19 protein-coding genes are annotated in these 23,134 nt (G+C 38.6%); 10 read left to right on the top strand and 9 right to left on the bottom strand.

The features are described from left to right. Position 1 precedes the first annotated feature (1 nt). Entirely contained in the window at positions 2 to 2,167 is a 2,166-nt protein-coding gene (locus FVB32_RS15075) for a vWA domain-containing protein (protein ID WP_147744660.1), read from the top strand. Here FVB32_RS15075 and FVB32_RS15070 read toward each other — a convergent pair whose 3' ends face one another. Next, a complete protein-coding gene (locus FVB32_RS15070; RefSeq protein ID WP_147744659.1) occupies positions 2,168 to 3,796 on the bottom strand; it encodes an acyl-CoA carboxylase subunit beta in 1,629 nt (542 codons plus the stop codon). Positions 3,797 to 3,863: 67 nt separating this feature from the next. Between FVB32_RS15070 and FVB32_RS15065 the strand changes: the two genes are divergently transcribed. The 3 genes from FVB32_RS15065 to ettA all read left to right on the top strand — a co-directional run bounded on the left by FVB32_RS15065 (position 3,864) and on the right by ettA (position 6,820). Continuing rightward, a complete protein-coding gene (locus FVB32_RS15065) occupies positions 3,864 to 4,847 on the top strand; it encodes a Gfo/Idh/MocA family protein (RefSeq protein WP_147744658.1) in 984 nt (327 codons plus the stop codon). Positions 4,848 to 4,919: 72 nt separating this feature from the next. Then, complete coding sequence (locus FVB32_RS15060) at positions 4,920 to 5,096, top strand: CAL67264 family membrane protein (RefSeq protein ID WP_246139898.1); 177 nt, start codon at positions 4,920 to 4,922, stop codon at positions 5,094 to 5,096. 32 nt (positions 5,097 to 5,128) lie between these two features. Beyond that, positions 5,129 to 6,820: an energy-dependent translational throttle protein EttA gene (gene ettA / locus FVB32_RS15055; RefSeq protein ID WP_147744656.1), complete on the top strand. Its 1,692-nt coding sequence runs from the start codon at positions 5,129 to 5,131 to the stop codon at positions 6,818 to 6,820. 2 nt (positions 6,821 to 6,822) lie between these two features. Here the strand turns inward: ettA and FVB32_RS15050 are convergent, their stop codons facing one another. After that, positions 6,823 to 7,509 carry a hypothetical protein gene (locus tag FVB32_RS15050; protein ID WP_147744655.1) on the bottom strand — a complete coding sequence of 229 codons (687 nt, stop codon included), beginning with the start codon at positions 7,507 to 7,509 and terminating at the stop codon, positions 6,823 to 6,825. A 66-nt stretch (positions 7,510 to 7,575) separates the two neighbouring features. Next, positions 7,576 to 8,352, bottom strand: coding sequence for an MBL fold metallo-hydrolase (locus tag FVB32_RS15045; RefSeq protein WP_147744654.1), 777 nt, complete (start codon positions 8,350 to 8,352; stop codon positions 7,576 to 7,578). Positions 8,353 to 8,520: 168 nt separating this feature from the next. Here FVB32_RS15045 and FVB32_RS15040 point away from each other — a divergent pair, with 168 nt between their 5' ends. Continuing rightward, entirely contained in the window at positions 8,521 to 9,408 is an 888-nt protein-coding gene (locus tag FVB32_RS15040; protein WP_147744653.1) for a hypothetical protein, read from the top strand. 78 nt (positions 9,409 to 9,486) lie between these two features. On the opposite strand, the gene fumC is transcribed toward FVB32_RS15040, so the two are convergent. Beyond that, positions 9,487 to 10,884, bottom strand: coding sequence for a class II fumarate hydratase (gene fumC, locus FVB32_RS15035; protein ID WP_147744652.1), 1,398 nt, complete (start codon positions 10,882 to 10,884; stop codon positions 9,487 to 9,489). A 142-nt stretch (positions 10,885 to 11,026) separates the two neighbouring features. On the opposite strand from fumC, the gene FVB32_RS17795 reads away from it, so the two are divergent. Beyond that, the gene (locus tag FVB32_RS17795) at positions 11,027 to 11,200 is read left to right on the top strand and encodes a hypothetical protein (RefSeq protein ID WP_163422079.1); all 174 of its coding nucleotides are present in this window, start codon (positions 11,027 to 11,029) and stop codon (positions 11,198 to 11,200) included. Between the two features lie 27 nt (positions 11,201 to 11,227). Here FVB32_RS17795 and FVB32_RS15030 read toward each other — a convergent pair whose 3' ends face one another. From FVB32_RS15030 to prfB, 4 genes are all read right to left on the bottom strand, one after another. Further along, positions 11,228 to 13,750, bottom strand: a complete 2,523-nt coding sequence (locus tag FVB32_RS15030) for a TonB-dependent receptor domain-containing protein (RefSeq protein WP_147744651.1) — start codon at positions 13,748 to 13,750, stop codon at positions 11,228 to 11,230. 1 nt (position 13,751) lies between these two features. After that, positions 13,752 to 14,243 carry a hypothetical protein gene (locus FVB32_RS15025; RefSeq protein WP_147744650.1) on the bottom strand — a complete coding sequence of 164 codons (492 nt, stop codon included), beginning with the start codon at positions 14,241 to 14,243 and terminating at the stop codon, positions 13,752 to 13,754. 124 nt (positions 14,244 to 14,367) lie between these two features. After that, positions 14,368 to 14,709 carry an arsenate reductase (glutaredoxin) gene (arsC, locus tag FVB32_RS15020; protein ID WP_147744649.1) on the bottom strand — a complete coding sequence of 114 codons (342 nt, stop codon included), beginning with the start codon at positions 14,707 to 14,709 and terminating at the stop codon, positions 14,368 to 14,370. A gap of 11 nt (positions 14,710 to 14,720) precedes the next feature. Continuing rightward, positions 14,721 to 15,816, bottom strand: a protein-coding gene (gene prfB / locus FVB32_RS15015) for a peptide chain release factor 2 (protein WP_147744648.1) whose coding sequence is annotated in 2 segments (ribosomal slippage) — positions 14,721 to 15,752 and positions 15,754 to 15,816 — 1,095 coding nt in all. Because the reading frame shifts where the segments join, the coding sequence is not laid out codon by codon here. Positions 15,817 to 15,898: 82 nt separating this feature from the next. Here prfB and FVB32_RS15010 point away from each other — a divergent pair. Next, positions 15,899 to 18,301: a zinc-dependent metalloprotease gene (locus FVB32_RS15010; RefSeq protein ID WP_147744647.1), complete on the top strand. Its 2,403-nt coding sequence runs from the start codon at positions 15,899 to 15,901 to the stop codon at positions 18,299 to 18,301. Between the two features lie 13 nt (positions 18,302 to 18,314). Continuing rightward, a complete protein-coding gene (locus FVB32_RS15005) occupies positions 18,315 to 19,346 on the top strand; it encodes a threonine aldolase family protein (RefSeq protein WP_147744646.1) in 1,032 nt (343 codons plus the stop codon). 64 nt (positions 19,347 to 19,410) lie between these two features. On the opposite strand, the gene FVB32_RS15000 is transcribed toward FVB32_RS15005, so the two are convergent. Further along, positions 19,411 to 19,737: a YbaB/EbfC family nucleoid-associated protein gene (locus FVB32_RS15000; RefSeq protein ID WP_147744645.1), complete on the bottom strand. Its 327-nt coding sequence runs from the start codon at positions 19,735 to 19,737 to the stop codon at positions 19,411 to 19,413. A 59-nt stretch (positions 19,738 to 19,796) separates the two neighbouring features. On the opposite strand from FVB32_RS15000, the gene FVB32_RS14995 reads away from it, so the two are divergent. After that, positions 19,797 to 21,932 (top strand): S9 family peptidase, encoded by a 2,136-nt coding sequence (locus FVB32_RS14995; protein ID WP_147744644.1) that lies wholly within the window; start codon positions 19,797 to 19,799, stop codon positions 21,930 to 21,932. Between the two features lie 73 nt (positions 21,933 to 22,005). Continuing rightward, the gene (locus FVB32_RS14990; RefSeq protein ID WP_147744643.1) at positions 22,006 to 23,046 is read left to right on the top strand and encodes a PLP-dependent cysteine synthase family protein; all 1,041 of its coding nucleotides are present in this window, start codon (positions 22,006 to 22,008) and stop codon (positions 23,044 to 23,046) included. Positions 23,047 to 23,134: the final 88 nt, after the last annotated feature.

Below are 23,134 nucleotides of genomic sequence, written 5' to 3'. Positions count from 1 at the left end.
AATGAAAAACCTAAAATTACTGTGTTTTCTGTTAGTGATATGTCTTCATTATACAGGATATACACAAGAACGCAAAAATGTCACCATTTGTTGGGATGTATCGCTATCCATGATGGATAGAGACATAGAAAAAGAGTATTACTTTCTAGATGCTTATTTTAAAACAGTCCAAAATGCCAATGTAACGCTACTTACTTTTAGCAATGAGGTAATTTCAAAGGACAATTTCAACCTTACCGGGGGAAAATGGACGTCAATCAAGGAAAAATTGAATGGCCTTAGCTATGATGGTGCTACCTCTTATAGTGCCTTAGAGGATTATGCGGAAAAAGGAGATGTACTTTTGTTTACAGACGGACAACAGAATTCAGGAACTTCCACCCCCAATTTTGAAGGAGAATTGTATATCATCAACAGTAACAAAGTCTTTGACAGAGCTACTTTGAACCTATTGGCCATAGTAAACAATGGTAATTTGGTGGATTTAAAGAAAAATGGAGGTCCAAAATCATCACAAAACAATACAAAACAATATTCTGGTACCATTTATAATGGAACAAGTGGATTGGCTGGCGCCATGATTTCAATAAAAGGCGTTGCTGATAAAACTGTACGATCTAATGAACAGGGTTTGTTCAAAATTAACGCTGCCGTAGGGGATACGCTTGTCATTTCCTATGGAAATAAAAAGAAAGAACAGCTTCTTGGAGACAATTTATCCCTTAATTTTTCCTTTGAAGAAGGTGGAATCCGGCTTCAGGAAGTTGTGGTTACGGAAAAGGCCATTGCTCCGGTAAATGAAATTACCACGGGCTATGGAAAGGAAAATGAAGATAAAGTAGGCTATGCAGTCCAGTCCATTGATGATAGCGATATTTCTGCAGTGTCCACAACAGCAAATAACGCCGTACAGGGAAAATTCTCCGGAGTAAGTCTGGGACAAAATGATGATTTAAGTCAAGTTAAAATGCGACCAAGCAATTCTATATTAGGGAATAACTATGGACTGATCGTTATTGATGGTGTTCCCACGGAACGATCTAATTCCGGAACTGGAGAAGTTGCAGGAACAGGTTTTGTTGACCCTCAGAACATTGCAAACATTACCGTTTTAAAAGGACTTGCGGCGACAAATCGTTATGGAAGTATGGGTGCTAATGGTGTTTTGTTGATTACCACTAAAACAGCTACTGTCGATGGTCCAAGAGGCAAGAAAAAAGATTTGGCACTGCTCACCAACAATGTATATGATGGAAAGTTAAAGGTGAATAACAAAACCTTGGTGACTCCTTACCTCAAAGAGCTTAAAAAGGGCAAAAATCTTCAAGAAGCATATGATATCTACTTAAAACAACGTGAAACATATTGGAATGATCCTACCTACCTTCTAGATGTATATTCCTTCTTTCAGAATTCGAACAAACAGATTGCTAACCGAATTTTATCCAATGTTTTGGAAAAGCCTTCGGTTCCGTATGAAGAATTAAGAGGAATGTATCTTAAAAGTTTGGAACATGGAAGTACTGAATTAATGGTACTTTCTGCCAATAAAATGATAGAAGCTTACCCAAACAAAGTGCAACCCTATTTTGATATGGCCGTTGCCAATAAAAATCAAGGAAATTATCAAGAAGCATTAGATATATTTACTGCTATAGCAAATGGAACTGCCAACCCAAAACTGAATTTTAGTGGTTTGGAAAAAGTGGTTGGCGCTGAAATAAGAAATTTAGTCAATAAACAGAAGAATACGCTTGATATTAAAAAGGTTGAGCAAAAATATAAGAACAATCTTACCTATAATGCTCGGTTGCTATTGGATTGGAATAACCCAGATGCTGAATTTATTGTGCAATTTGTAAACCCACAAAAACGATTTTTTAGCTGGGAGCACACGGATACGTCAGAAAGAAAAAAAATATTGGATCAGCTGCAGCATGGGTACTCAAACGAGCAGTTTGAAATTGTTGGCCCTGAAACCCTTGGAGATTGGATATTAAATGTCACTTATCTCGGTAATCGAACCTCTGGGAATAAAATGCCTACATTTTTAAAGTGCACCGTACAATATAATTTTGGCAAACCGGATCAAAGAAGCGAAGAACATCTAGTGCGGCTTGGAGAAGTAGATGAAGAACTACAATTGGCAAAATTTACGGTACAATAACTATACTTGGAGCACGCCCATATTAAATGGTTTTTCAATAGGAGCATGATTGGCTGCATTGATACCCGCTGATATCCATTTTCGCGTGTCCAAGGGATCAATAATGGCATCCGTCCACAATCTTGAAGCAGCGTAGTAAGGCGATATTTGACGGTCATATCGTTGTTTTATCTTATCAAAAAGAGCTTTCTCTTTTTCAGCATCTAGCTTCTCTCCGTTCTTTTCCAAGGAGGCTTTTTCAATTTGCAACAACACCTTTGCCGCAGAATTTCCGCTCATTACCGCGAGTTCGGCACTTGGCCAAGCAACAATTAGCCTTGGGTCATAGGCTTTACCACACATGGCATAATTACCAGCACCGTAGCTATTCCCAATTACAACCGTGAATTTGGGGACAACGGAGTTGCTAACGGCATTTACCATTTTTGCGCCATCTTTTATAATTCCCCCGTGCTCACTTTTGCTGCCCACCATAAAACCCGTTACATCTTGCAAAAAGACCAAAGGTATTTTCTTTTGGTTGCAGTTCGCAATAAACCGGGTAGCCTTATCTGCAGAATCGGAATAGATAACCCCTCCAAAACGCATTTCACCCTTTTTTGTCTTTACTACTTTACGTTGATTGGCAACAATGCCAACGGCCCATCCATCAATACGGGCGTAGCCCGTTAATATTGTTTTTCCAAAACCTTCTTTGTATTGTTCAAATTCTGAATTGTCCACCAATCTTTTTATGATTTCCAACATGTCATATTGGTCACCTCTTGATGCGGGAAGGATACCATAAATATCCTTTGGGTTTTCCTTGGGGTTTTGTGTTTTCACTCTATTAAAACCAGCCTTATCAAAGTCTCCAATTTTAGAAACAATGTTTTTTATTTTGTCCAGGGCATCTTTGTCGTCCTTGGCCTTATAATCTGTAACACCACTTATTTCGGAATGCGTGGTAGCACCACCAAGAGTTTCATTGTCAATACTTTCTCCAATAGCGGCCTTGACCAAATAGCTTCCTGCTAAGAAAATGCTAGCAGTTTTGTCCACAATGATAGCTTCATCACTCATAATAGGAAGGTAAGCACCACCAGCAACGCAACTACCCATTATTGCAGAAATCTGGGTAATCCCCATACTACTCATGACAGCGTTGTTTCTAAAAATTCTACCAAAATGCTCTTTATCAGGAAAAATTTCGTCCTGCATGGGCAAGTATACTCCTGCACTGTCTACCAAATAGATGATAGGTAGTTTATTTTCAATGGAGATTTCTTGAGCCCTCAGGTTTTTCTTTCCAGTAATAGGGAACCAGGCACCTGCCTTTACCGTGGCATCATTGGCGACTACTACACATTGTTTTCCTTGAATATATCCAATTTTTACAACTACTCCAGCTGATGGGCAACCGCCATGTTCCTTGTACATACCATCCCCTGCAAAAGCGCCTATTTCAACAGCGTTGGTATCAGTATCCAACAAATAGTCAATCCGTTCCCTTGCTGTCATTTTGCCTTTGGCATGATGCTTTTCTATACGTTTTTTACCTCCTCCGAGTTTTACTTCTACAAGTTTTTTTCGGAGTTCAGATAGTTTAAGCTTATTGTGATCTTCGTTTTTATTGAAGTTGATATCCATACTATTTTAACCTATTTCGTCTTGTTCGCTAAAGATAAGGAGTTATAATCATTACTTTTGATTCTATATGGAAAGTAAAATTAGGTGGGGTATTGTTGGCCCCGGGAGTATAGCAAGAAAGTTTGCTTCAGATTTAAAATTGGTCGAAGATGCTGAAATTTCAGCTGTAGGCTCAAGAACTATCGCGAATGCTCAAAAATTTGCGAATGAGTTTGGAGTTGAACATGTTTTTGGCAGCTATGATGAGCTTTTTGAATCGGATACTGTTGATGTCGTCTATATTGCTACTCCGCATAATTTCCACAAGAATTTGGCTATAAAAGCAATGGAATGTGGTAAACATGTGCTATGCGAAAAGCCATTGGGCATCCATCAATCTGAAGTAGTTGAACTTTTAGCATCGGCCAAGAAGAATGAGGTATTTCTTATGGAAGCGCTATGGTCCAGATTCAATCCATCTATACAAAAAGTAAAAGCATTAATTGATGAAGGAACTATTGGTGATGTGTCTTACTTACATGCCGATTTTGCTTTTTATGCTTTAAATAGAGATATTGATTCAAGACTTCTAAACCCGAATTTGGCTTCTGGGTCACTTTTGGATATTGGGATCTATCCTATTTTTTTAGCATATCTCATATTGGGGATGCCAAAAGAAATTAGCGCCCATTCCAATTTTCACAAGAACGGAACAGAGTTGCAGACTTCAATGATTTTTCAATATTCCGATGCGCAAGCTGTCCTATATAGCGGCTTAGTTAGTACATCTAAAATGGAAGCCGAAATTTCTGGTACGGATGGAATATTATTTCTTGAACCCAGGTGGCATGAGGCTCATGGATGTTCCTTGGTTAAGAATGAGACTACTGAAAATTTTAAGTTTCCTCTACAAGGCAATGGCTATGTATATGAAATATGCGAGGTACATAAGTGTCTTAAAGCCAAGACGCTGGAAAGTGACTTGTGGTCACATCAAAATAGCCTGGATTTGATAACATTGTTAGACACTGTGCGCCAAAAAACGGGGATTAAATTTCCGTTTGAAACATAAACTGCGCACAAGTCACTAAGATTATATCAATTTTTACGATATTTGATTTTCTGCTGAACTAACTATATGGGAATGAATAAAAATACGGTGCTCGCTTGGGCTACTTGGATCATGATTTTTGTGGGTGTAGGAATGATAGCCTTGGGCGCTTTTAAATACGATGAAGTGGCTGGCTATGGATTTGCCGCGGTTGGTATTGGATTTTTTGCTGTTGCATGGGTTTTTAATGCGCTTAAGGGTAGAGTATAACTTTCCATTTTTCTTAATAAAAAAGTAACTTAATGTCAGACGATAAAAAGGTCATTTTTTCAATGTCCGGTGTAACCAAGACGTTTAAAACGGCCAATACCCCGGTTTTAAAGAACATCTATCTCAGCTTTTTCTATGGAGCCAAAATTGGGATTTTGGGTCTCAACGGTTCCGGTAAATCTACCTTGCTAAAGATTATTGCTGGAGTAGATAAAAATTATCAAGGCGATGTGGTTTTCTCTCCAGGATACTCCGTTGGATATTTGGAACAAGAGCCACAATTGGATGATGAGAAAACAGTGCTTGATGTGGTTAAGGAAGGTGTAGCAGAGACTGTGGCTATTCTGGACGAGTATAACAAGATCAACGATATGTTTGGTTTGCCAGAGGTTTATGAAGATGCAGATAAGATGCAGAAGCTGATGGACAAGCAAGCTGCTTTGCAGGACAAAATTGATGCTTCAAATGCCTGGGAATTGGATACCAAATTGGAGATTGCCATGGATGCATTGCGAACTCCAGATTCAGACAAAAAAATAGGTGTACTGTCAGGGGGTGAAAAAAGAAGGGTAGCATTATGCCGATTATTGCTACAAGAACCGGATGTATTACTCTTGGATGAGCCTACTAACCACTTGGATGCAGAATCAGTGCATTGGTTAGAGCATCATTTGGCGCAATACAAAGGAACGGTGATAGCTGTAACGCATGATAGGTATTTCTTGGATAATGTGGCGGGTTGGATTCTTGAGTTGGATAGGGGTGAGGGCATCCCCTGGAAAGGAAACTATTCTAGCTGGTTAGATCAGAAATCAAAGCGCTTGGCACAAGAAAGTAAGCAAGCATCGAAACGTCAAAAAACATTGGAGCGAGAGTTAGAATGGGTAAGACAGGGAGCTAAAGGCAGGCAGACCAAGCAAAAGGCTCGTTTAAAAAATTATGATAAGCTCTTAAGTCAGGATCAAAAGCAGCTGGAGGAAAAATTGGAAATCTATATTCCCAATGGACCAAGATTGGGAACGAATGTTATAGAATCCAAAGGAGTAAGCAAAGCCTATGGCGATAAGCTGCTGTACGAGGATTTAAATTTCAAGCTTCCTCAAGCAGGTATTGTAGGGATTATTGGCCCTAATGGGGCCGGGAAAACCACCATTTTCCGTATGATTATGGGGGAGGAGACTGCTGATAAGGGAGAATTTGCAGTAGGAGATACGGCAAAATTGGCTTATGTAGATCAGAGCCATTCCAATATCGACCCTAATAAAACCATATGGGAAAACTTCAGTGATGGGCAGGAGCTGGTTATGATGGGAGGGAAGCAGGTAAATTCTAGGGCCTATCTGAGTCGCTTTAACTTTTCTGGAAGCGAACAAAATAAGAAAGTCAATATGCTTTCTGGCGGAGAGCGAAATAGACTTCATTTAGCCATGACTTTGAAGGAGGAAGGAAACGTATTGCTTTTGGATGAGCCAACCAATGATTTGGATGTGAATACATTGCGTGCTCTGGAAGAAGGTTTGGAGAATTTTGCCGGTTGTGCAGTGATTATATCACATGACAGATGGTTTTTGGACAGAATATGCACCCACATTTTAGCATTTGAAGGAGATTCTCAAGTCTATTTTTTTGAAGGATCATTTTCCGATTATGAGGAAAATAAAAAGAAACGCCTGGGGACAGATATTATGCCCAAGCGAATTAAATATAAAAAGCTGATCAGATAAATCTACTTTTCTTGATCTAACGCTTTTAACCCGTCCTCAAGAAGTTTTCTTGCTTCTTGCAAATATGCTTTTTGATGGGATTCTATGCTATTTGGATCGTTTTCTTTTTCAGATGGGGAATGGTCAAAAGATTGTGAAAGCAGCACCAATTGGTCAATAGCTCTTCTTGTATTGTTCAAACGATCTTTAGAATGTTTGTCAAAAATCTTGAGCATTTCCATTTCCATGGAAGCTTGGTGATTTTCTTCGGTATCCACGTAAGCTTCATTTTCTATTGTACTCTCTCCACTGTCCATCACAACATCTATTGGTGTTGCTCCAATGGTACATTCATCCAAAATGGTAATGAGCTCATTGATTAATCCCATCGATTTTTTTGAGAAATACCTTCCAGCATCCCAGTCAATAGGTTCAATGGCCTTGTTTAAACTCTCTATGGCATCTAATGTTTTGTATTCAGATTTATCACAACCGCACTCTTCCATAAAGGATTTTGATTTTTCAAGCGCTATCAAAGCCCTTTCTGCATAATACATTTGATGTTCAAAATTGGTGGCACTTAATGCCTTTTTAGTGTGGCTGAGGCCATAAGTGACCTTAGCGTAGAAATTATCGCACTGATTGGAAAAGGAGACATGTATTGCAAAAATAGATGCTAATGCAAACAAAACATAGGATTTGGGAGCCATGGTTAAGTATTGATTTGGTTTGATTCTGTATCATTAACGACAATAATGCCTCAATATTTTACGGAATCAAAAATCATCGTTGGGGTACCAATCCAACTGAACTACCTTAATATTAGCGTTTTGTTTGTTGACAATAGTCTTAAATTTGGTAACATCGCTAACATTGGGGCGCCCTCTATAATGATAAGGATACACTTCTTTAGGTTGAAATTCCAACACGGCATCGGCGGCGTTTTCTTCTGTCATTGTATAAGGAAGGTTCATGCAAACAAATGCTTTGTCAATATTTTGTAAAGCCCGCATCTCTGGAATATCTTCTGTATCTCCTGAAAAATAGACGCGTTGACCGCCCATATTTAATACATATCCGTTTCCTCTTCCCTTAGTATGAAACTTTAAAGCTTCTTCCCTCAGATTATACATTGGAATAGCTTCCACGGTAATTCCGAAGCGTTCTTTAGAATCTCCATTGTTTAAAACATCTATTTGGGGGGTGAATTCCACAGGAATTTTATCTGCAACTGCCTGAGGAACCATAATCTTTGCTTTTTTAGTATCCAATGCTTCAAGCGTTTCCAAGCTAAAATGGTCACCATGAATATCTGTGATCAGTATAAGATCAGGTAGTTTCTGATTTTCAAAAGCTTTTTTTCCACCAACTGGATCAATATATATGGTAATGTCGTTCCATTCCAAAACAGTGGTAGCATGTTCTATGGGAGTGATTTTCAAAGCATCGGGTTCCTCAATTTTCATTGTTGAACCATCTTCTTGACCGCTAATTTCTATACTTCCTAGCATTAGAAATAGGCTAAAAAGAACTAAAATGTATTTTTTTTTCATGTCTGAACAGTTTATTGAGCCCTTTAAAATTAAGACTTGTAATGTATTGACCACTATTTTTTTAGCATTATTTTATCTATAATAATCCAAATCAAAAACTTAAGCGTATATAAACAGAACACAATTGATTAAATACACTTTAACGCAAGATCAATTAATTTAAAAGTTATGACTGAAACAAAAAGTAACAACGGATTAAAGGTAATAGCTGGTTTACTCGGGGTGGTTCTTTTAGGAACTATTATTTACACTGTGAGCCTTTACCAAGATAAGAAAAAAACGACCACTGCCCTTACTCAAGAAAAGGAATTGGTTGTTGAAGATTTGAATAACTTGAAGTCGGAATACGACAAAGCTATTTTAGAAAGTAATGCTACTAACGAAGAGTTGGTTGCTGCTAGAGACAACATTGCAAAATATATTGACTCTGTTCATGGAATGAAAGCTGATATTGCTTCTCTTTCAAGATACAGAAGACAAGTAAGTGTTCTTAAAGCTGAAAGAGAAAAATTGTTGAAGCAAGTTGATTCTTTAACTTCTTCTAACACATTGTTGGCTATGCAAAGAGATAGCACATTTGTTGAACTTGAAAAGCAAACTGTATTTAACGATTCTTTAGTTGTACAAAACACTCAATTGGCTGATGCTGTTGAGAGAGGTTCTGCTTTGAGTCTTTCTACTTTCACTGTAGATGCAGTTAGAGAAAGAAACAGTGGAAAATTGGTTTCTACTTCAAGAGCTAAATCTACTGATAAATTCAAAGTATGTTTCACAATTGCCGATAACGTAATTGCTGAGGCTGGAGATAGAGAATTCTTTATTGAAGTTCTTGACCCTCAAGGTAACGTATTGGGAGATAGCTTTTCTAAGTCTAGCGAAGAAGGTGCTTCTATCACATATAGCAAAGGAACTAACTTTTACTATGAGAATAGCTCTTTAGATGTTTGTGATTACATCAACAAGCCTGCTTCAGATTTCCAAAAAGGAAACTATATGGTAAATGTATATGACAATGGCTTAAAGCTATTGGGAACTTCTAAGTTCGCCTTAAAATAATACACACTATCCACATTTTATAAAAAAGCCCGGTTCAATTTGAACCGGGCTTTTTCTATTTCATTTTTGATAGGGTACCTACTTTAAACTACCAACCATATCTTCGGGCTTTACCCATTCATCATATTCTTCTGGAGTAACATAACCTAAGTTAACGGCTTCCTCTCTTAAAGTTGTTCCATTTTTATGTGCCGTATTGGCAATTTCCGCAGCCTTGTAGTATCCAATCTTGGTGTTGAGAGCAGTAACTAGCATCAAAGAATTGTTTAAAAGCGTTTTAATTACCTCATGATTTGGTTCAATACCTACAGCACAATTCACATCAAAGCTAACACAAGCATCTCCTATAAGTTGTGCAGATTGCAGAATATTGGCTGCCATCATGGGTTTGAATACATTGAGTTCATAATGTCCCTGAGTACCACCAACGGAGATAGCAACATCATTACCCATAACTTGTGCACAAACCATAGTCATGGCTTCGCATTGGGTTGGATTTACTTTACCTGGCATAATGGAACTTCCTGGCTCATTTGCGGGAATAATGATTTCACCAATTCCAGAACGTGGTCCTGATGCCATCATCCTAATATCATTGGCTATTTTATTAAGCGAAACAGCCAAAAGTTTAAGTGCACCATGGCTTTCCACAATGGCATCATGGGCCGCCAAAGCTTCAAACTTATTTTCTGCAGTCTTAAACGGATGGTTCGTAAACTCTGCAATGTATTTAGCAACAAGCACATCATATCCTTTTGGGGTATTTAGTCCCGTTCCTACTGCGGTTCCACCCAAGGCCAGTTCGCTAAGATGCTCTAAAGTATGTTTTAAGGCCTTTAATCCATGATCCAATTGTGATACATAACCAGAAAATTCTTGACCAAGGGTTAGGGGAGTGGCATCCATTAAGTGCGTTCGCCCAATTTTAACAACGTTTTGAAATTCCTTTGATTTCTTCTCCAAAGTATTTCGTAATTGTTCAACTCCTGGGATGGTCACCTCTACAATCTTTTTATAAGCAGCGATATGCATTCCAGTAGGAAAAGTATCGTTGGAAGATTGACTCTTATTTACATCATCATTGGGTTGGATGGTCTTTTCACCTTCGCCTATTGTTTTTCCAGCAATTTCATGGGCTCTATTAGCGATAACCTCATTCACATTCATATTACTTTGGGTTCCAGAACCAGTTTGCCAGATAACCAGAGGGAATTGATTGTCATGTTTTCCTTCAAGAATCTCATCACATACTTGTGCAATCAAATCTCGTTTTTCCATGGCAAGCACTCCAAGCTCGTGATTGGTATATGCTGCTGCTTTTTTTAAGTAGGCAAACCCGTAAACCACATCTAAAGGCATGGAAGCGGGCGCACCAATTTTAAAATTGTTACGGGATCGCTCAGTTTGTGCTCCCCAATACTTATCCGATGGTACTTGAACCTCGCCCATCGTATCTTTTTCAATTCTAAAACTCATTTTTTATGTTTTTAAGGATATGCAAAGTTAGGGGTTCATGAATTTATTTTACATGACATATGCACAAATGAATATTTTTTAATTAGAGATTTGTTTTTTTTAATCAAATCACGGTATCTTTGTTAAACAAAAGGAAAAAGTAATGTTTGATTTTGACCAATATTTAGGTTTCTTAGCTTTTTTAACCATTTTGACCATCGGTTTCTGGTTAATGATTTTCTTATTGACTTTTGTGGTACCTTATTGGTTATTCGGTAACTTGATAGAAATGTACAAAGAAAAACGTGAGGCTAAAAAGGCCAAACGAAATGAATAAAAAAAGAGGCTTTTAGCCTCTTTTTTGTTATCCGTCAAATTCTATATCATCATCCCCATTTCCGCCACTTTCTCTATCCCTTTTTGTTCTTTCATTCTGGGGTTGGTTAAATCGATATAAAAACGATAATGTAATCTGGCGTTCGCGAAATTGAAACTCACTCTCCGTAAAAACATTTTCTGTTCTAGTTTCCGTTCTTCTCTTTCTAGAATTAAATAGGTCGCTAACATTTAAGGAAAGTGTTGCTTTGTCCTTTATTACATCTTTGCTGAAGGCCAAATTTGTAGATAGTATTCCTTTATTTACATTTTGGGCATCAACACGTCTTCCTCTATAAAAAAGATTAGACTGAAAATCAATTGCTCCGGGTAACGGTAGCTTGGCACTAAAACGGGTAAACCAAGTAAAGTTATCGGCATCAAAATTTTGAACAACTTCTTCATTTTGAAAATCTATAAACGAGAAATCGCCTCTTAATTGTTGTTGAAATAGATTTAGGTTCCATGTAAATCGCCAATCTTTCTTCGGCGTATACGTAGTGGTCAGCTCTCCGCCATAGCGCATATCTGTTGCCAAATTAATCGGAGTGCGCACCTGTATAGGTACTAAAATTGGTTCCGAAGGATTATCAGGATTCTCAATTTCAACAAAATTTCCCGTTTCTTGAGTAATAAATTGAAAAACACCTGTGGAGCGGTTGTAGTAGGCAGAGGTAGTGAAAGTAAGTTTATCCCATCTTTTTAAATAACCCAAATCAAATGCATTGGTGTAGGTCGGATTTAAATCTGGGTTACCTTGAAATAGGTTTGTATTGCTAGAACGTGAGGGAAATGGGTTAATAAACCTAGATCGTGGTCTTCTAAGTCTACGACTGTAACTAATTGTCAATTGTTCCATTTCAGAAAATTCATAGCCTAAAAACAAAGAGGGGAACCAATCCACATAATCTTTATCCGTATTCTCATCAGTTTCCACCAATTCAATACCAATATCTGAAGCCTCCATTCGCAAACCACCAAGAATGCTGAATTTCTTTAGTTTGGTCCCTATTTGCGTGTATGCAGCATTAACATACTCACGGTAGTTTAGTTCATTACTGAAATCTGGGTCAACATTTAAGGAGCCATCTGTGTTTAGAATACCAAAATCAAAATCCGTATTGAAATTGTTAAAGGTTCCACGGTATCCCAATTCAAATTGTGATTGATTATCCTTGCCAAAGGGCAGAACGTAATCAAACTGTGCCAATTGGTTAATTTGACTTTCGTCATTGATGGTCTGTTCCGTTGGCAAAGCTATATTCTCACCAAGGATTACTTCATCAATAATAGAATTTTCAAAATCTGCTCCTTTAGAATATTGATAATCCATAGTCAATACATGCCCATCTTTTTTAAATTTTTTCTCATAGTTTAAGGAATACTGTACATTTTCATCTTCTTCATCTTCCAGAGTAAATCTATTTCTTTGAATGGTAGGGTTTCTTAGGGCATCAAAATTGAAAAAATCAACATCCACTGTATTTTCCCCATTTGTTTTCCGATAAACAAAAGAATTTGTGATACTACTGTTTTCAGAGAGGAAAAGTTCAAATCCAAAATTGGTGTTGAATCCATCTCGTTCTCGCTGGTACTTTCTAAATTCATCTTGAAAACTTTCAGTAGAACCATCATCATTAAAATTTTCTTGAATAAACTGTGCGTTTCCGGGAGCATCTCTATAGCGATAGGTAGTATTTGAAAAAATATTGAAGTTTTCCCTTCTCAAGTTTAGGCTTAATGCCCCGCCAAAATTATCTGGGTTTCCGGCAAAAACGTTGACAGAGCCATTTAATCCTGCTGTTTTACTTTGTTTGAGAATAATGTTTAAGATTCCAGCAGTCCCTTCCGCATCATAGCGAGCGGACGGGTTTGTAATGACTTCTACTTTTTCAATGGCCTCAGCCGGAAGTTGTTGCAATGCATCTGGACTTAGCCCAGAAAGCGCTGAAGGCTTCCCATTTATTAGAATGCGAACACTTTCATTACCCCTTAAACTGATATTGCCTTCTACATCAACAGTGACGGATGGTACGTTGTCTAGAACATCAGTTACCGAACCACCTTTAACAGTTAAATCACTTCCCACGTTATAGACTTTCTTATCTAAACGGAATTCAACCGTGGTACGTTCGCCCACAACCTCTACATCTTCAAGTTGTTCTACATCAATAGATAGTTTGATAATACCCAAATCTGCACTAGCTCGTAAAACCTGTGCTTTGACCTCGTATGTTGTGTAAGAAATATATTCTACGCGAATATTATAAACGCCGGGAAAGGTTTCTACCTCAAATCTGCCCATGGCATCGGTAATGCCGCCTGTTATTCTTTCTGGGTTTTTAGCGCGTTGGAGTATTAAAGTAGCGTATTCAAGAGGTTGACCAGTATCTGCATCTACTACGTTTCCTGTAATTTTTATTGGATCTGGTCTGTTGCCCTGTCCTTGTGGTCTTTGTGCAATTACTGTTATTGTACTCAGCAGTAAAAAGGACAGCAGCAGTTTCTTCATATCATTCTTTGGATTTCACCTTTTTCTTCTTCTTTTTTTTCTTTTTATCCTTCTTGGTTTTAAAGTTGTTTTTCTGAAGCTCTTGAAAAGCTTCATACTTATCTTCAGGTAAACCAGCCTTTAACTCTTCATCTTGAGTAGCCACAATTTTATCATATTCCTCTTTCATTTTTGGAGGTTCCAACTCCAAAATTTGAAGCTCTATGCGTTGCTGAACAGATTTTATCAAAGTGGTCCTTACAACTGCCTCTTCAAATGGATTTAGTCCCAAGGCCTCTGTAATAGATGGCATTTGGTCATCTACTACTCCTTCAGCAGTTATAGGCTCCTGTTTTTTAGGCGTTTCCTGTGTTTGTGGAAGTGTACTTTGTCGTCTACCGTACCCATTTCCATATCCGTTTCTATTTCCATACCCATATTGGGCCTCTAAAGTGGGCATAAAAAATACTCCCAATAAGAACGTAAGTAAAATGATGGTCTGTGTGTTTTTCATGATTGTATTCAAAATGTATGATTTTAAAATTAGATCAAGGTTTAACCTAGTTTGGTTAAATATATGTTAAATAGAGTTCTCTCTAAGTTCTTGAACGCAAAACCCTTGCCATTTTATGGTGCAGCTATACTATTTTATTTATTTCTTCCAAAGGCCTGCCTATAACTGCCCTATTTCCATTTACTACAATAGGACGTTCTATTAATTTAGGGTTTTCAACCATTGCATTAATGATTTCATTTTCTGAAAGTGTTTTGCCCTTATATTTTTCTTTCCAAATTGCTTCATTCTTACGAACCAATTCCATGGCAGGAATGCCCAATTGCTTAAGGATAGTTTGTAGCTCATTAGGTGTAGGAACATTTTCCAGGTATAGAACTACTTCAAAATCTTTTCCGGACTTTTCTAAAAGGTCCAGACCTTCACGCGATTTTCTGCATCTTGGATTGTGATATATTTTAATCATTGTTCATTAATTTATGCTTCTCGTTGTCCCATCATCATAAGGAACGCCTTAAGAAAGGAATTGATGTCACCATCCATAACGGCGTCTACATTTCCAGTTTCCTCTCCTGTTCTCACATCCTTTACCAATTTATATGGATGCATTACATAGTTTCGTATCTGTGAGCCCCACTCAATTTTCATTTTTGTGGATTCAATTTCTGCTCGGGCTTCTTGTTTTTTCCTAAGCTCTATTTCATATAACTGGGACTTCAACATTTTCATGGCAGTAGCCCTATTATCGTGCTGTGAACGGGAATCTGAACATGAAATTTGAATCCCACTTGGTTTATGGACCAATTGCACCTTGGTCTCCACCTTGTTTACATTTTGTCCACCTGCACCGCTAGAACGAGCTGTTGTGATTTCAATATCCGCAGGGTTTACCTCAACTTCAATAGTATCATCAACCAGTGGATAAACATATACAGAAGCAAAGGAGGTATGCCTTTTAGCATTACTATCAAAAGGGGAAATACGCACCAATCTGTGCACACCATTTTCTCCTTTTAGCCAACCAAATGCAAATTCTCCTTCAATTTCTAAAGTAACCGTCTTTATTCCTGCAACATCTCCTTCTTGATAATTGAGCTCTTTTACTTTGTAACCATTTTTTTCACTCCACATTAAATACATACGCATGAGCATGGCAGCCCAATCACAACTTTCAGTGCCACCTGCTCCAGCAGTAATCTGTAAAACCGCGGTGAGTTCATCGCCTTCATCAGATAGCATATTTTTGAATTCTAAAAGCTCAATGGACTGTAACGCTTTTTCGTATTGTTGATTTACCTCTTGCTCAGTAACCTCACCAGCCTGTTGAAATTCCAATAATACTTCTAAATCCACTGCCAAGGATTCTGCCGCGTTGAAATCATCAACCCACTTTTTCTTGGATTTTATGGATTTCATTTGGATTTGGGCTTTTTGTGGATCGTCCCAGAATCCTGGTGCCAAGGTTTTCTCTTCCTCATTCTCTATTTCAATAAGTTTGGCATCAATGTCAAAGATACCTCCTTAACGCACCAAGGCGATCTATAAGACCTTTTTGCTGATCTGTGGTTATCATACAATTTATTTCAAGCAAAAATAATGTTTCAATGCAGTCAAACAACGAAATTTATATAATTTTAGCTAGAACTAATTCAGATATGAAAAATTACCTTTTTTACATTTTACCCATTGTACTTACTGCCAGTTTTTTAAACGCCCAAAGCTTTGATAAAACCAAGGATTATCAAAAATTCAATGGTTATTTTAATTTCTATTATGATGATGAAACGGACAAAATATTTTTGGAAGTCAATGAATTGGAAAAGGAGTTTTTATATGTATACTCCCTTAGTAGTGGAATAGGTAGTAATGATATTGGCCTAGACCGTGGCCAATTGGGCAACGAGCAAGTTGTCTTTTTTAGAAAAGCTGGGAATAAACTTCTTTTAATACAACCCAATCTAAAATTCAGGGCACTTACCCAAAATCAATTGGAACGTAAATCTGTGGAGCAAGCTTTTGCAAAATCTGTGCTTTTTGGCTTTACTATTGAAGAAGAAAGCAAAGGAAATTATCTTATCGATATTACCGATTTTTTAATGCAAGATGCTCATGGAGTTTCCAATAGATTGAAAGGCACTGGACAAGGATCATACAGTTTGGACACATCGAAGAGTGCTTTGGCTTTTGAACGAACCAAAGCATTTTCGCAAAATACGGAGTTTGATGTTACCCTTACATTCAAAGGAAACCCTGAAGGGAATCTAATTACCTCAGTAACACCAAACCCTTCACTGGTAACCGTAGCCCAACACCATTCGCTTATTGCATTACCTGATGATAAGTATGAAAAAAGAGTTTTTGACCCTAGATGTGGTTCATATCCTTTTTCATATTATGACTATTCCACTCCAGTACAAGAACCTATTTTAAAACGTTTTGTTACCAGACATCGACTACAGAAAAAAAACCCGGGAGCTTCAGTAAGTGAAGCTGTGGAGCCAATCGTTTACTATTTAGATAATGGGACTCCCGAACCTGTTCGTTCTGCTTTACTTGATGGCGGAAAATGGTGGAACCAGGCTTTTGAAGCAATCGGATACAAAGATGCTTTTCAACTTAAAATTTTACCTGATGATGCAGACCCACTGGATGTCAGATACAACGTAATTCAATGGGTGCATAGATCTACCAGGGGCTGGAGCTATGGAAGTAGCATTACCGACCCGCGAACAGGAGAAATCATTAAAGGACATGTAAGTTTGGGAAGTCTCAGGATTCGACAAGATTTTTTAATTGCACAAGCTTTAATGAACAAGCCCTTTGCAGAGCGTGATGACAACTATCAGCCGATGTTGGAAATGGCTTTGGCGAGGATTCGCCAGCTTTCAGCACACGAAATTGGACACACCCTCGGGTTCGCCCATAACTTTGCAGCCAGCACAAATGGAAGAGCCTCTGTGATGGACTATCCACACCCTCAATTTGAATTGAAAGATGGAGCTATTGATTTTTCAAAGGCATATGATACCGGTATTGGTGCATGGGATAAAGTAACAGTAGCCTATTCCTATGCAGATTTTGGTAGTGCGGCAGACGAAAAAGAAGGCTTGAATGCAATCTTGCAAAAGGCACAGACAGATGGGTTACGATATATTTCGGATCAAGATGCCAGACCTCAAGGTGGTGCGCATGCCTTAGCGCATTTATGGGATAATGGAAGAAATGCTTCACAGGAATTGGACAATGTCCTAGAGATTAGAAAGACCGCAATCAATAACTTTTCTATGGACAACATTCGAAGTGGAGAACCAAATTCAGCATTAGAGGATGTTTTTGCGCCGTTGTTCTTCTTTCACAGATATCAAACAGAAGCGGTTTCAAAACTTGTTGGTGGATTGGATTACAATTATACCGTAAAGGGAGACGGACAACGCACCGTATATCCAATAAGTTCCGCAACCCAAGAAAATGCATTAAAGACCATATTAAGAACATTAGATTCCAAAGAAATGGCAATTCCTCAAGAAAAGTTGGTGCTTTTTCCTCCCAGAGCCATAGGCTACGGGAGAACTAGAGAATCCTTCAATAGCCGAACTGGGGTTTCTTTTGATGCATTATCAGCAGTTGAAACATCGGCAGATATGACTTTGGGACTTTTATTACACCCTGAGCGTGCCTCAAGATTAATTTTACAAAAGAGTCTTGATAAAAACCAGATGGGATTGAAACAGGTGTTAAATACGGTGCTGGACAAAACAGTAGAAAAACATCATAAGGATGCATACCTGGAAGAAACACAGCAAACCATTAATTTTAGGGTACTGTATCATATTATGAATTTGGCCGCACACACAAAAGTGCATCCGCAAGTCAATGGCGTAGCCTACCAAGTTTTAAAGGAGCTTAGGACTTCAATCTTAAATGGCGAAAAGAGCACAACATCTGCTGAAATGTTACGCAGAATAGATGACTTTTTTAAGACGCCTACTAGTTTTAAAGTTATTCCTTCACCTAAAATTCCTGATGGTTCACCCATAGGAATGGACTGTATGCACTAAAAGGCGCTTTTTTATGGAAATAAATTTGATAAGCGATACGGTCACCAGGCCAACTGGGGGAATGCTAGAGGCGATTATGACCGCCAAAGTAGGGGATGATGTGTTTAAAAATGACCCAAGTGTCAATGCTTTGGAGGAAAAGGTGGCCCAGTACTTTGGTATGGAAGCTGCGCTATTTTTCCCTAGTGGAACAATGGCGAATCAAACTGCAATTAAGTTACATACGCAGCCAGGAGAACAGCTAATTTGTGATAAATATGCGCATGTCTTCAATTATGAGGGTGGTGGAGTTAGTTTTAATAGTGGTGTGTCTTGTAAATTGGTGGATGGTTCCAGAGGAATGATGACTGCTGAGCAAGTGGAGCAGTCCATAAATCCGCCAGATTTTTACCACAGCCCTTTGACCTCTTTGGTATGTATTGAAAACACTACAAATAAGGGAGGAGGAGCTTGTTGGGACTTTGAAGAATTAAAAAAAATTAAAAGTATTTGTGAAAATCATCATTTGAGCTACCATTTAGATGGAGCACGTTTGTGGAATGCATTGATAGCCAAAAGTGAAGACCCCAGAGCATACGGTAAATTGTTCGATACGATTAGTGTTTGCTTTAGCAAAGGGCTTGGTTGTCCCGTGGGATCCGTTTTGGTTGGGAATAAAAAATTGATTGATGATGCCCTACGTGTTAGAAAAGTATTGGGTGGAGGTATGCGCCAATCTGGTTTTTTAGCAGCGGCGGCTATTTATGCCATGGAAAACCATATTGACCGTCTTGCAGAAGATCATACAAAGGCTCGAGAAATTGGTCGGGTACTTAACCAATTGGAGTGTATTCAAAAAGTAGAACCAATTGAAACCAATATTATCATTTTTGAATTGAACGAAGCCAAAATGTCTTCGGAAAGTTTTCTATCCAAATTGGAAGAAAACAACATTTTTATCATTGGAATGGGACAGGGCAAATTGCGCATTGTAACGCATTTGGATTATACGGACAAGATGCATTCACGTTTCTTGGGTGTGCTTAACTCAGTATTCGATAAATAGTAAACAGTAAAAAGTAAGCAGTTGTCAAGGTAATGTCTGATTTCCATTAACCATCAACCGACAACTATTTAAACAAAGAATCCATCCCAGGAATATTGGGCATGCCTTCCTTTGCAACTGCAGCTAACTCTGCCTCATGAACAGCAGTGGCTTTTTCAATAGCTTTGTTGAGGGTAAGAACCAAATAATCCTGTAGTTGCTCTTTATCTTGTAAAAGGGTATCATCAATTTCTATTGATTTGATCTCTCTGTTAGCGGTCAGTGTGATTTTTAGTTGCCCATCAGAGGATTTTTCATCAATCAAAATGGTATTTAAACGCTCTTTGGTTGCTTTTACTTTTTCTTGAGTTTCTTTTAGTTTACCCATCATGCCCATGATATCTCCAAACATAGAATTCCTTTTTTCGTTTTAACAACCCAAATGTAGTAATTTGGCACAAATCATAACCCATGAAGCATTCCAATTTCAGTAGCTGTTTTATCATTTTATGCCTTATTTTTGCTGGCTCTTGTAAAAATCATATGGAAGAATTGATGATAAAGCCCCCAATCGCCAAAAAAAAGCCAACGAAGCTTGAAAAGCACGGTGATGTTAGGGTGGATGACTATTATTGGATGAAAAACCGGGATGACCAGGAGGTTATTGATTACCTGAATGCCGAAAATGCATACTACGAGCAAATGACGGCCCACACGAAGAAGTTTCAAGAGGAGCTTTTTCTGGAAATGAAATCCCGTATCAAGGAGGACGATTCTTCCGTTCCCTACAAACTGAACGGCTATTGGTACATTACCCGGTTTGAAGAAGACAAGGGGTATCCCGTCTATTCCCGGAAAAAAGAGAATTTAGATGCAGCAGAGGAAATCATGTTCGACTGCAACGAACTAGCCAAAGGGCAGGATTTTTTTAAACTAAAGGGAATTTCCATCAGTCAGGATAATACTGTGGCAGCTTTTGGAGTGGATACCGTTTCTCGAAGACAGTTCGATATCCAAATAAAAAACCTAAAAACGGGAGAGGTCTACCCTGATAAAATTGAAAATACTACGGGCGGTTCGGTCTGGGCCAATGATAATAAGACCCTGTTTTATACCAAAAAAGACCCGGTGACCCTACGGTCCGATCGTATTTATAAGCACATTTTGGGTACGTCGCCCACTGAGGATGAACTCGTTTTTCATGAAGAAGATGAGACTTTTAGTGCTTTTGTGTATAAAAGCAAGTCTAGAAAATACATTATCATCGGTTCGATGAGCACACTTACCTCGGAATACCAGATTTTGGACGCGGACAACCCCAATGGTAATTTTCAGATGTTTTCACCACGGGAAATAGGGGTTGAGTACTCCATTGCCCATTACCAAGATCACTTTTATATTTTGACCAATAAGGACGGCGCCACCAACTTTAAGTTGATGAAGACTTCCTCCAATAACACAGCATCTGACAATTGGGAGGAATTTGTTCCCCATCGCGAAGATGTATTGCTTGAGGATGTGGATATTTTTAAGGACCATTATGTGCTTTCTGAACGTAAAAATGGCCTTAATGAACTCCGAATATCCCGTTGGGATGGTAGTGATAGCTATTATTTGCCTTTTGAAAGTGAGACCTATGTGGCCGGAACTTCCGTAAACGTGGATTTTGACACCAAGGAACTTCGCTATTATTATAATGAAATGGGTGCTCCCTATGCCATCATCGATTTCAACATGGAAGATAAAACACAAAAAATCCTGAAGGAGCTAGAGGTGCAGGGTGGCGATTTCGATAAATCCAATTACCGCACTCAACGCGTTTGGGCCTCGGCGAGGGATGGTGTAAAGGTTCCAATTTCATTGGTTTTCCACAAAGACACCCCTTTGGATGGCACAAGTCCGTTGCTGCAATATGCCTATGGTTCTTACGGAAGTACGATTGATCCCTATTTTTCTTCTGTAAGATTGAGCCTTTTGGACAGGGGGTTTGTGTACGCCATTTCCCATATTCGTGGGGGAGAATACTTGGGCAGACCTTGGTATGAAGATGGAAAAATGCTTCGGAAGAAGAACACATTTACCGATTTTATCGACTGTTCTAAATTCCTTATAGAAAAACAATATACAAGTCCGGAGCATCTGTATGCTAGTGGGGGCTCTGCAGGTGGATTATTGATGGGAGCCGTGATCAATATGGCTCCAGAACTGTACAAGGGCGTTATCGCTTCGGTTCCCTTTGTGGATGTTGTGACTACAATGTTGGACGATTCCATACCCTTGACCACTGGGGAATATGACGAATGGGGGAATCCCAATGAAAAGGAATATTACGAATACATGAAATCGTATTCACCTTATGATAATGTTGAGGCCAAGGAATACCCAAACATTTATGTTTCAACCGGGCTTCATGATTCCCAAGTGCAATACTGGGAGCCAGCTAAATGGGTGGCCAAGCTTAGAGAACATAAAACAGACGACCAACTGTTGTTTTTGGACACCAATATGGATGCTGGCCATGGCGGAGCTTCCGGCAGGTTTGAATCCCTAAAGGAAACAGCCAAAGAGTACGCATTTATATTAGATTTGGAGGGTAAAGCCCCTTAAATTAAAAAATACTATTTTTGTGCCGAATAAATTTTGAAGACTTTCAGTGTTTATTCATTACCTAAAACCAGTTATGGAAAAACAGATAAATGCGCATAGCAATATCCTAGATTTAATTGGAAATACCCCCCTAGTTAGGTTAAACAAGATTACCGAGCCACTTACCGGAAATTTTTATGCCAAGATTGAGGCATTTAACCCTGGGCATTCATCAAAGGACAGAATAGCGGCCTACATCATTGAAGAAGCAGAACGCAAAGGGCTGCTCAAACCAGGGAGCACAATTATTGAGACTACCTCTGGTAATACCGGCTTTAGTTTGGCAATGGTGAGTATTGTAAAAGGATACAAATGTATTTTGGCAGTAAGTTCAAAATCTTCACCAGATAAGATAGACATGCTTCGGTCTATGGGGGCAAAAGTATATGTCTGCCCTGCGCATGTTAGTGCAGATGACCCTAGATCATATTACGAAGTCGCAAAACGCTTGCATAGCGAAACCAATAATTCTATATATATCAATCAATATTTTAATGAGCTTAACATAAAGGCGCATTATGAAACAACGGGGCCAGAAATCTGGAATCAGACGAATGGGGCTATTACACATTTGGTTGCATGTAGCGGAACAGGAGGTACTATTTCGGGAATTGCCCAATACCTAAAGGAGCAAAACCCAGATGTAAAAATTTTAGGTGTGGACGCCTATGGTTCTGTACTTAAAAAATACCACGAAACAGGCGAATTTGACCATAATGAGGTGTATCCCTATAGAATAGAAGGCCTTGGCAAAAATTTGATTCCTACAGCTACTGATTTCAACTGCATTGATCGCTATGTGAAGGTTACTGATGGGGAAAGTGCCCATATGGCCAGAAAAATTGCGCATACAGAGGGAATGTTCGTTGGCTATACCAGTGGTGCTGCAATGCAGGCCTTATATCAATTAAACACAGAAGGCGAATTTTCAGAAGATAGCAATGTTGTAGTTATCTTCCCTGATCATGGGTCAAGATATATGAGCAAGGTATACAGTAATGAATGGATGGAAAATCAAGGATTTTTCGATATTCAGAATGCTGAAACCCCAGAAAAAATAGAATACATCAAGTAAAACTCAAATTGATGTATTAAGAGTCTGAGCGGCAATGGATTACATTGCCGTTTTTTTATATACAAATTTCGTTATGTGAGCTTAGCAA

The sequence above is a fragment of the Flagellimonas hymeniacidonis genome, assembly GCF_008040165.1.
GTDB classification, from domain to species: Bacteria; Bacteroidota; Bacteroidia; order Flavobacteriales; family Flavobacteriaceae; genus Flagellimonas; species Flagellimonas hymeniacidonis.
This window is presented reverse-complemented; position numbering and strand designations above follow the sequence as displayed.